General features: G+C 62.5%; 10 protein-coding genes. 4 read left to right on the plus strand and 6 right to left on the minus strand.

What is annotated here, in order from left to right:
• Both VGH68_RS03800 and mnmE read right to left on the minus strand, forming a co-directional pair.
• On the minus strand, positions 1 to 1,044 hold a 1,044-nt coding region (locus VGH68_RS03800), incomplete at its 3' end, for a tyrosine-type recombinase/integrase (protein WP_331602170.1).
• Positions 1,045 to 1,216: 172 nt separating this feature from the next.
• A complete protein-coding gene (gene mnmE, locus VGH68_RS03805) occupies positions 1,217 to 2,611 on the minus strand; it encodes a tRNA uridine-5-carboxymethylaminomethyl(34) synthesis GTPase MnmE (protein ID WP_331602171.1) in 1,395 nt (464 codons plus the stop codon).
• Positions 2,612 to 2,991: 380 nt separating this feature from the next.
• Here mnmE and VGH68_RS03810 point away from each other — a divergent pair, with 380 nt between their 5' ends.
• A complete protein-coding gene (locus VGH68_RS03810; RefSeq protein ID WP_331602172.1) occupies positions 2,992 to 3,429 on the plus strand; it encodes an XRE family transcriptional regulator in 438 nt (145 codons plus the stop codon).
• A 123-nt stretch (positions 3,430 to 3,552) separates the two neighbouring features.
• Here the strand turns inward: VGH68_RS03810 and yidC are convergent, their stop codons facing one another.
• From yidC to rpmH, 4 genes are all read right to left on the minus strand, one after another.
• On the minus strand, positions 3,553 to 5,211 hold the full coding sequence (gene yidC, locus VGH68_RS03815) for a membrane protein insertase YidC (protein ID WP_331602173.1): 1,659 nt from the start codon (positions 5,209 to 5,211) through the stop codon (positions 3,553 to 3,555).
• Between the two features lie 30 nt (positions 5,212 to 5,241).
• Positions 5,242 to 5,472, minus strand: coding sequence for a membrane protein insertion efficiency factor YidD (gene yidD / locus VGH68_RS03820; RefSeq protein WP_187632646.1), 231 nt, complete (start codon positions 5,470 to 5,472; stop codon positions 5,242 to 5,244).
• Between the two features lie 115 nt (positions 5,473 to 5,587).
• Positions 5,588 to 6,067, minus strand: coding sequence for a ribonuclease P protein component (locus VGH68_RS03825; protein ID WP_331602174.1), 480 nt, complete (start codon positions 6,065 to 6,067; stop codon positions 5,588 to 5,590).
• A 19-nt stretch (positions 6,068 to 6,086) separates the two neighbouring features.
• The gene (gene rpmH, locus VGH68_RS03830; protein ID WP_004198824.1) at positions 6,087 to 6,221 is read right to left on the minus strand and encodes a 50S ribosomal protein L34; all 135 of its coding nucleotides are present in this window, start codon (positions 6,219 to 6,221) and stop codon (positions 6,087 to 6,089) included.
• 384 nt (positions 6,222 to 6,605) lie between these two features.
• Here rpmH and dnaA point away from each other — a divergent pair, with 384 nt between their 5' ends.
• From dnaA to dnaN, 3 genes are all read left to right on the plus strand, one after another.
• A complete protein-coding gene (gene dnaA / locus VGH68_RS03835) occupies positions 6,606 to 8,198 on the plus strand; it encodes a chromosomal replication initiator protein DnaA (protein WP_331602175.1) in 1,593 nt (530 codons plus the stop codon).
• 156 nt (positions 8,199 to 8,354) lie between these two features.
• Complete coding sequence (locus VGH68_RS03840; protein WP_331602176.1) at positions 8,355 to 8,636, plus strand: hypothetical protein; 282 nt, start codon at positions 8,355 to 8,357, stop codon at positions 8,634 to 8,636.
• A 34-nt stretch (positions 8,637 to 8,670) separates the two neighbouring features.
• Positions 8,671 to 9,774: a DNA polymerase III subunit beta gene (gene dnaN, locus VGH68_RS03845; protein WP_331602177.1), complete on the plus strand. Its 1,104-nt coding sequence runs from the start codon at positions 8,671 to 8,673 to the stop codon at positions 9,772 to 9,774.
• Positions 9,775 to 9,988: the final 214 nt, after the last annotated feature.

Below are 9,988 nucleotides of genomic sequence, written 5' to 3' on the forward strand. Positions count from 1 at the left end.
CACGTGCTGCTCGATGTCCCGCAGATGCGTCGATGCGGTGCGACGAAAGTCATGTAGCACGAAATGCTCCACCTGCAGCCCCAACGCCTTGACCGCCTGATTCAGCGTGCTTTTGGCGATTGGTCGATCGTCGCCCCTGACGCTCGGGAACACGAACTTCTCGCTGGCGCGCGCGTGGTGCAGTTCGCGCAGCATCGCCACCGCCTGGCGCGGCAGAAGGACGATGCGGTCCTGGCGGGCGCCCGGGATCGTCCAGCGCGCGTTGTCGAGATCGAAATCGACCCACCGCGATTCGATGAGGTCGGACTTGCGCACCATCGTCAGTACCAGCAGATGCAACGCGAGCTTCAGCGGCCGACGGATGTTCGAGGTGTCGATCGAGCGCAGCATCACGCCGATCTCGGCGCCGGACAGCACGCGGGTGCGGCTGTCGAATGTCGCGATCGAGCGCGCCGGCACGACCTCGGCCGGATTGCTGGTCGCGAGCTGGCGGGCGATCAGGTATGCGTACAGACGCTTGACCACGTTGCGGGTGTGCAGCGCCATCTTCGGCGAGCCGCGGCTTTTGATTCGCTCGCAGATTGCGACGATGTCGTCGGCGTTCACGGCCCCAATCGGTTTGCCGCCGATCGCGGGCAGCACGTCCTTTTCGAGCGCACGCCGCGTGGTGCGGCGGTATTCGTCGGACTTGCCAGCCATCGCCGTCGCCAGATAGAGATCGGCGGCTTCGCGCAGCACGTCGGCCTTGCCTTCGGCACCGCGATCGCGCCGCGCGGTGGCAACCGGCAAGATGCCCAGCGCGACCAGCGCCGCGTACTTCTGTGCCTTGGCGCGCGCGACGCGCAGCGAGATCATCCGGTAATCGCCGATCGTCGCGAGCGGCTCGCGCTTGCCGTTCAGCGTGTAGCGGAAGCGCCAGATCTTGCTGCCGGTCGTCATGACCTCGATCACGAGGCCGTTGCCGTCGGCAACGCAATAGCGGGTGGCGCGTGGTTCGAGCGCGCGAACCTGCGATTCGGTGAGGGGTGTGGCGAGGCGGGGCATGCTGGGATCTTCGATGCACGGACTGCGGCGATTTTAGTCCTTATACCGGTTGTGTACCGAAGATTCGCACGTTTTTCGGTTGACATGGGCCCCTTTTTGGCCTGCAGCGCGATGCCAGACGTCACGTATCAGGCTCACAGGAGGCGGGATTGAGGCGCTCGTGCGTCAGTAATCACTTGCCAATGCAGAATCTGCTGAAAATCACTCCAAGCAGGTCATCCGAACTGAACTCTCCGGTAATCGAGTTCAGCTGATCCTGCGCGAGCCGCAGTTCCTCGGCGAACAGGTCGAGCGCCTGCGCATTCAGCTGCGCATGCGCGGCGGCCGTCGCAAGGTGTTCGTCGGCCGCGCGCAACGCGATCAGATGCCGCTCGCGCGCGAGGTACACGCTCTCCGCGCCCGCCTGCCAGCCGGCGATTCGCAGCAATTCGTCGCGCAGCAGCGCCACGCCGTCGCCCTGTTTCGCCGACAGGCGCACCTCGCTGAGTTTGAGATCGGCGTCCAGTGCTTGCGTGGCCGGCGTGAGGCCGGTCAAGTCCGTCTTGTTCAGCACCCGCACGACCGGCACGCCGCGCGGAAAACGTGCGGCGATCGTCTCGTCGCCGGCCGTCATGCCGGTGCGCGCGTCGAGCAGATGCAGCACCACGTCCGCACGCTCGATCTCGCCCCACGTTCGCTCGATGCCGATTTTCTCGACTTCGTCCTCGGTCTCGCGCAGGCCGGCGGTGTCGATCACATGCAGCGGAATGCCTTCGATCTGGATCGTCTGTGCGACCTTGTCTCGCGTCGTGCCGGCGATCGGCGTGACGATCGCGAGTTCCGCGCCCGCCAGCGCGTTCAGCAGCGACGACTTGCCAACGTTGGGCTGCCCCGCGAGCACGACCGACATCCCTTCGCGCAGCAACGCGCCCTGGCGCGCTTCGCTCAGCACGTGCGTTAGGCGCTCGCGGATGCGGGCGAGCTTGCCGCGCGCGTCGGCGGCTTCGAGAAAGTCGATTTCTTCTTCTGGAAAGTCGAGCGTCGCTTCGACGAGCATCCGCAGCGTGATCACCTCTTCGACGAGTGCGTGGATGTCGCGCGAAAACGCGCCGTCGAGCGAGCGGCCCGCGGATCGCGCGGCGGCTTCGGTGCTCGCCTCGATCAGATCGGCGACGGCTTCGGCCTGCGCCAGATCCAACTTGTCGTTCAGGAACGCGCGACGCGTGAATTCACCGGGCTCGGCCAGGCGCAGGCCAAATGCGCGGCCCGCATCGATGCAGCGCTGCAGCACGAGTTGCAACACGACCGGCCCGCCGTGGCCTTGCAGTTCGAGCACGTGCTCGCCGGTGTAAGAGTGGGGCGCCGGGAAATACAGCGCGATGCCGCGATCGAGCGGGGCGCCGCTCGCATCGAGGAATGGCACGTAGCTCGCGTGGCGCGGTGCGAGTGTCTGGCCGGTGAGTGCGTGCATCAGCGGCTGGGCCGCCGCCTCGCCCGCCCGGCCAAACGAAATCCGCACGACGCCAATGCCTCCCCGGCCGGGCGCGGTAGCAATGGCGACGATGGGATCGGAATCGGTGGTGAGCATCGGGAGTTCGGCAAAAACGCTGACGGGGAGGGCCGCAGGTGGAGGCGGCGCGAGGCATTGTAACGCGGGCGCATCGAATGACCGAAGGTCCGCGGGTCGTCGCGCCGGCGCCATGAATGCGGTTGGCTCGCGCGCCGTTTCCGATAATCAGATTTATCCTATGCAAGCTAGGTTTGCTACCGCACTCTGTCGGAAAGATTAAGACAAGCTAGGACAGGGGCCGGAGGCAAAGCCACGCCAGGCAACAAAAGATGATAAAAAATTCATTTCGCCGAATGCGTTGCCGGGCGCGCGGCGCAAGCTAAAACTATCTCAAATAAGAAAAATCTGATCTTGTGTGGTTGTCAACTGGTCGGACGCCAAATTGCACAATCTGGCCCATGCCAACCGCCAAAGAAAAAGCCGCCTTTGCAAGGCGACTCAGAGACCTGCTGGAGCCGCTGAAAATTCGCGGCGGGACCAAGCTTGCCGAGCAATTCAACCTGCGCTATCGCGGCGAGCGTCCCGTGACGCCGCAGACCGCGCACAAATGGCTCACGGGTACGACGATCCCGAAACCGGATAAGTTGCGCACGCTCGCCGAATGGTTGAACGCCAAGGAACACTGGCTCCATTACGGACCACCGCCCGGCGCCAATAGCAGACCGATGTCTCGCGGCGAAAAGTATCCGCCCACGCCCGAGACGATTGAACTCGCGTCGAAGATCGCGTCGCTGACGCCTAAAGACCGCAATCTGGTCGAGGAAATGATCGTGCGCTTTTACGGCGAAGATACCGACGACGAAAGCGACCGAGGCGACGAAAGCGACGAGGCGTGAAGTCGCCGTCGAGCGCCGCCTTTCTCTGCGCCGCATGATGAAAAAAAGCCGCCCGTTCACAACCGGGCGGCTTTTTTGCAGCCGGGTTTGCGGCGGGCTGTCGGCTCGCCGCGGGGCGTGACGTCAGGCCGGCTTCACCTTCGATTTGCCCATCATCCGCGTGATGTAGTACTGCTGCGCGATCGACAGCACGTTGTTCACGACGTAGTACAGCACGAGACCCGCCGGGAAGAAGAAGAACATCACCGAGAACGCGATCGGCATGAACATCATCATCTTGGCCTGAACCGGGTCCGGCGGAGTCGGGTTCAGCTTGGTCTGCAGGAACATCGACACGGCCATCAGCACCGGCAGGATGAAGTACGGATCCTGTTGCGACAGATCCTGAATCCACAGAATCCACGGCGCGCCGCGCATTTCCACCGACGACAGCAGCACCCAGTACAGCGAGATGAATACCGGAATTTGGATCACGACCGGCAGACAGCCACCGAATGGATTCACCTTCTCGGTCTTGTACAGCTCCATCAGCGCCGCGTTCATCTTCTGCGGATCGCCCTTGAAGCGCTCGCGCAGCGCCTGCATGCGCGGCGTGATCGCCTTCATGCGCGCCATCGACTTGTAGCTCGCGGCCGACAGCGGGAAGAACACCGCCTTGATCAGCAGCGTGAGCAGCACGATCGACCAGCCCCAGTTGCCGACATAGCTGTGGATCTTCGACAGCAGCCAGAAGAGCGGCTTCGCGATGATCGTGACGTAGCCATAGTCCTTCACCAGCTCGAGGCCCGGGGCGATGCCTTCGAGCATTTGCTCTTCTTCCGGACCGGCGAACAGGCGCGCCGACACGGTGATGGTCTGGCCTGGGGCGATGGTCGGCAGCGGCTCCTTCACGCCGACGCGATATAGCGACGGATCGATCTTCTCCGCGTAGAAGTCACGCTTGACACCCTGCTTCGGGATCCACGCCGACGCGAAGTAGTGCTGGACCATCGCAACCCAGCCGTTGTCGGCCGACGTCGCGAAGTCCTGCTTGTTCTTGTCCAGGTCGCCGAACGTCATCTTCTGGAAGTGATGCTCGTTGGTGTAGACCGCCGGACCGATGAACGTATGCGAGAAGCGCGGCGTCTCGACCGGCTGGTCGTCACGCACGAGTTCCATATAGAGCTGCGGGTTCACCGGCGCCGTGCCGACGTTCTGGATCTTCGTCTCGACGCCGATCACGTAGCTGCCGCGCGTGAACGTGTACGTCTTGATGACCTTCACGCCGCCTTTTTCCGGCGATTCGAAGCTCATCTGGAAGGAATTCTGTCCGTCAGCCAACTGGGTCGGCTGATTCGGCATCAGCGTGAAGACGTCGTTGTGATTCGGGAAATCGCCACCGAGCAGACCCGTGCGGGCGAGGTAGGTGTGATTGTTGGTCTTGTCGAACAGCGTGATGACCAGATCCGGTTGCTTGCCGTCGCCCTGCTTGACGAGCGACAGGCGCGACAGCGTGCCGCCGCGGGTGTCGATTTCGCCGCTATAGACGTCCGTGCTGAACTTCACGAGCTGCGATTGCGTGGCCGCCGGCGTATTGACGGGTGCGGCTGCGTTGGTGGCCGGCAGGTCGGCCGGCTGGGTTTCCGGCGTCGTGGTTCCCGGCGCGGCACTGGCGACCGTCTTGGTCGGCGTGGCGCTCGGGAAGAACATCGACGGGCGTCCGTGGTCGCGTTGCCAGTTGTCGAACAGCATGACAGCTGACATGAAAAAGATGACCCATAGGACGGTGCGTTTGATATCCATGCGTTGTCTCAGTGTCGATGGAACGGCGCGTCAGCGCTTTTCAGAAGTGGGTGGCGGGACGAGATCGATGCCGCCCGCGGAAAACGGGTGACAGCGGCAAACACGCCTCACGGCGAGATAAGTCCCGCGCGCGGCGCCATGATACTGGATTGCCTCGCGCGCGTAATCAGAACAGGAAGGGTAAAAACGGCACCGGTTGCCGAGCATGGGGCTGACGGCAAGCTTGTAAAAGCGCAACAAAGCGATGAGTACCGTTTGCATGGCAGATGCGGCCAGACGGCGCCGCGCAACGTGGAGTACCGGGCGACGCCCGCCACCTGAAGCTGCCGGCGCAACGCCCGTTGGGGCGGCCAGGTTGGTACGGGCTGTCACTGCGTCATTCCGTCCTGGGCGCTTCCGCGGGCGGCGCCTGACGACGGGAAACTTCGCGCGCTGCCTTATCGAGCAACGCCTCGATTTCGCTGCGGCACAGCGCCTTCAGTGGCGGTGACGACGCGCTCGGCAGAGCTTTCCTGTCGAAGCGCGTATGCAGACGCAGCAGGACATCCCAACCGCCGAATTCCGCGCGACGCAGCCGGAAAGCCTCGCGCGCGATTCGGCGCACCAGGTTCCGTGTAGCCGCGCGCGGCGCGTACTTCTTGCCGATCACGAGGCCAAGGCGCGCCTCGTTGCCGGTGGGCCGGCCGTATACGACGAAGTGCGCGCTACGGCGCCAAGGCCGCAAACGAAAAACGGATGAAAACTCATCCGTTTTTAGCAGCCTTGCGGCTTTGGGGAAGGCGGCTTGCGCTGGCAACGGAACCGAGCCCGGTTGCTGCGCCCCGGCCGTTCCCAGTTCGCCGTGGGCTTTGGTCACAGCGCGCAATCCGCTCGCCTTAGATAGCGAGACGCTTGCGGCCCTTCGCGCGACGTGCGTTGATGACCTTGCGGCCACCAGCGGTCTTCATGCGAACGCGAAAGCCGTGGGTGCGCTTGCGGCGGGTAACGGAAGGCTGGTAAGTACGTTTCATGTTGCTCTCACTTGATCGAAAAAACCGCGCGATCATCGCTGAAAGCGCAATGGCCGGTGGTTTACTGAAATTGGTTTTCGCGGAACCCGCTATTTAAACCCGGTTTCCGTTGGCCGTCAATAGTTTAGCGGCCGTCAGGCGCTGCCTCCCGCCGCTCGACCAGGTGATCCGTCCCTGTGGATAACTGCCTTGCGGCTCCGTTTTGGCGTTAGAATCCCACGTTACTTTCCCAAAAATATTGCACGTCGCTCCGGCCGGATTTGTCCCGCAAACCCTTGTGGCACAAGCGCTCGGGGCCGTAACGCCTGGCTGCTCAGGGCCTTGTTGCGCGCGCACGACAAGGGCAGCGGCGACCGCCGTGCACACCATAACGACAGCAACTTGATGAACGAATTCTGGCAACACTGTTCCGCATTGCTGGAGCGTGAGCTCACGCCCCAGCAGTACGTGACGTGGATCAAACCGTTGGCCCCGGTCGCCTTCGACGCCGATGCGAACACGCTTTCCATCGCCGCGCCGAACCGCTTCAAGCTTGACTGGGTCAAGAGCCAGTTCTCTGGCCGCATCGCGGATATGGCCCGCGATTTCTGGCATGCCCCGATCGACGTGCAGTTCGTGCTGGATCCGAAGGCTGGCATGCGCGGCCCCGCCGCGGCTGCGCCGACGGCGCCCGCGCGTCCTTCGTCAGCGCCGCGACAAGGCGGTAACGCAGGCGGTGGGGCCGCCGTCGATGCGGCCGTAAGCGCCGTGCAGGCGGCGCACATGGCGCGCGCTAATTCCGCTGCGGCGGCCACGGCCGCTACGCAAAACGGCAATTCCCGTAGTGCGGCCCAAGACGCCGCCGACCTGGATTTGCCGAGCCTCGACGCACACGAAGCCGCGGCCGCCCGCCGTACGTGGCGTCCGGGCCAAGGCGCGGGCGCCTCGGGCAGTGGCGAGAACGACTCGATGTACGAGCGCTCGAAGCTGAACCCCGTACTGACCTTCGATAACTTCGTGACCGGTAAGGCCAACCAGCTTGCGCGCGCCGCGGCGATCCAGGTCGCGGACAACCCTGGCGTCTCGTATAACCCGCTGTTCCTGTATGGCGGCGTCGGTCTTGGCAAGACCCATCTGATCCACGCGATCGGCAACCAATTGCTGATGGACAAAGCCGGCGCGCGGATTCGCTACATCCACGCGGAACAATACGTGTCCGACGTGGTGAAGGCGTACCAGCGCAAGGCGTTTGATGACTTTAAGCGTTACTACCACTCGCTCGACCTGCTGCTGATCGACGATATTCAATTCTTTTCCGGCAAGTCGCGGACACAAGAGGAATTCTTCTACGCGTTCGAGGCGCTCGTCGCGAACAAGGCGCAGGTCATTATCACCAGCGATACCTACCCGAAAGAGATCTCGGGCATCGACGATCGGCTGATCTCGCGTTTCGATTCCGGCCTCACCGTCGCGATCGAGCCGCCGGAGCTGGAAATGCGGGTCGCGATTCTGATGCGCAAGGCGCAATCGGAGTTCGTGAGTCTGAACGAGGACGTCGCGTTCTTCGTCGCGAAGCACTTGCGCTCGAACGTTCGCGAGCTCGAAGGCGCATTGCGCAAGATCCTTGCGTATTCGAAGTTCCACGGCCGCGAAATCACGATCGAGCTGACGAAAGAAGCGCTGAAAGACCTGCTGACGGTGCAGAACCGGCAGATTTCGGTCGAAAACATCCAGAAGACCGTCGCTGATTTCTACAGCATCAAGGTCGCGGACATGTATTCGAAAAAGCGTCCGGCGAATATCGCGCGACCGCGACAGATCGCGATGTACCTGGCGAAGGAGCTGACGCAGAAGAGCCTGCCGGAAATCGGCGAGCTGTTCGGCGGGCGCGATCACACGACCGTGCTGCACGCGGTGCGCAAGATCGCCGACGAGCGCAGTAAGGACGCGCAACTGAATCACGAGTTGCACGTGCTCGAGCAAACGCTGAAGGGTTAAGTGCGGTGGCCGGAGCGGCTCGATACCGCTGAAACCCTCCAGAGACGGGCAACAGCAACAGCAACAGCAGACAGTTGCAAGCGATCGAAGAACGCGCAGAGACCGGGCGACGCGCAAACCGCGGGGAGCAGAGGCAGAAAGAGGCGGCGACAGGAGGTGAAGCGTGACCAGCAAGCGCCAGAAACCGGCCCGGCGAACTTCTCACCAAACGGCCTGCCTCGCGGATCGCACAAACAAACCGCGCGGATCGGGAAAACACTCGGGAAAATCGACCTGTTTATTCCCGAACTCGCCCCCAATTTAGTGAGGCAGTCCCGTTTTCAGGCACAATACAGGTTTAACCGCCCGGCGGCCGCGGGCGGATTTCACGCCGTGTCGGGCGCTGCGGTAGCGCCGGCGGGGAGCTGCGGCTGCGCGCTGAAGAAGCTTGTCCTGTAAGGCGTGCAGGCCGTCATATCAACGAAGGAACCCTATGCAACTGGTCAAGACCGAACGCGATAACCTCCTCAGGCCGCTGCAAACCGTGAGCGGCATCGTCGAACGCCGCCATACGTTGCCGATCCTCGCCAATTTGCTGATCACCAAGAACGGTCCGGACGTGTCGTTCCTGTCGACCGACCTCGAGTTGCAGATCACCACGCGCGCCGATTTCGGCGTGGGCGGCGATTCGGTCGCGACCACGGTGGCGGCGCGCAAGCTCCTCGACATTCTGCGTGCGATGCCCGACGGTCAAGTCACGCTGACGTTGAACGACAAGCGTCTGACCGTGCAATCCGGCAAGAGCCGTTTTGCGCTGCAAACGCTCGCCGCGGACGAGTTTCCGACCGTCGCTCAGGCTAAAGACTACGGCGCGAGCCTCGTGGTTCCGCAAAAAACCTTCCGCCAATTGCTCGGCATGGTTCATTTCTCGATGGCCCAGCAGGACATCCGCTACTACCTGAACGGGATGCTGCTGGTGGTGGACGGCGACCAGTTGATGGCGGTCGCGACCGACGGCCACCGTCTCGCGTTTTCGTCGATGAAGATCGAAGGCTCGTTCGCACGGCAGGAAGTGATCATTCCGCGCAAAACGATTCTCGAACTCCAGCGTCTGCTCGAAGACATCGACGACACGCTGAAGATCGACATCGCGCAAACGCAGGTGAAGTTCACGTTCGGCCAGGTCGAACTCGTGTCGAAGCTCGTGGAAGGCAAGTTCCCCGACTTCCAGCGCGTGATTCCGAAGTCGCACAAGAACAAGTTCGAGATTGGCCGCGAAGAACTGCAGCGTTCGCTGCAGCGCGCCGCGATCCTGACGTCGGACAAATTCAAGGGCGTGCGCTGCATCGTCGAGCCGGGCCAGTTGAAGATCATGTCGACCAACGCCGACCAGGAAGAGGCGCAGGAAGAACTGGAAATCGCATACGACGGTGACAGCGTCGATATCGGGTTCAACGTCACGTATCTGCTCGACGTGCTCGCGAACCTGAAGGTGGACATGCTGCAAGTGAGCCTGGGCGACGCCAGCTCCAGCGCGTTGATCACGATTCCCGAGAACGACGAATTCAAATACGTAGTGATGCCGATGCGCATCTGATACGTCCAACACCACGAACATACCAAGGGGCGCAGCGCCCCTTTGGCGTTTTTATGGCGTTTTGAAAAGTCCCGAGCAGCAACCTTGCAGTAACGCAGAACCGGAAAAAATCCATGACTGAAACGAACAATACGCAGCCCGATAACAGCTACGGCGCCTCGTCCATTCAGATCCTCGAAGGTCTGGAGGCCGTGCGCAAGCGTCCTGGGATGTA

The sequence above is a fragment of the Paraburkholderia sp. genome (genome assembly GCF_036488505.1).
In the GTDB taxonomy this organism is placed as follows: Bacteria; Pseudomonadota; Gammaproteobacteria; order Burkholderiales; family Burkholderiaceae; genus Paraburkholderia.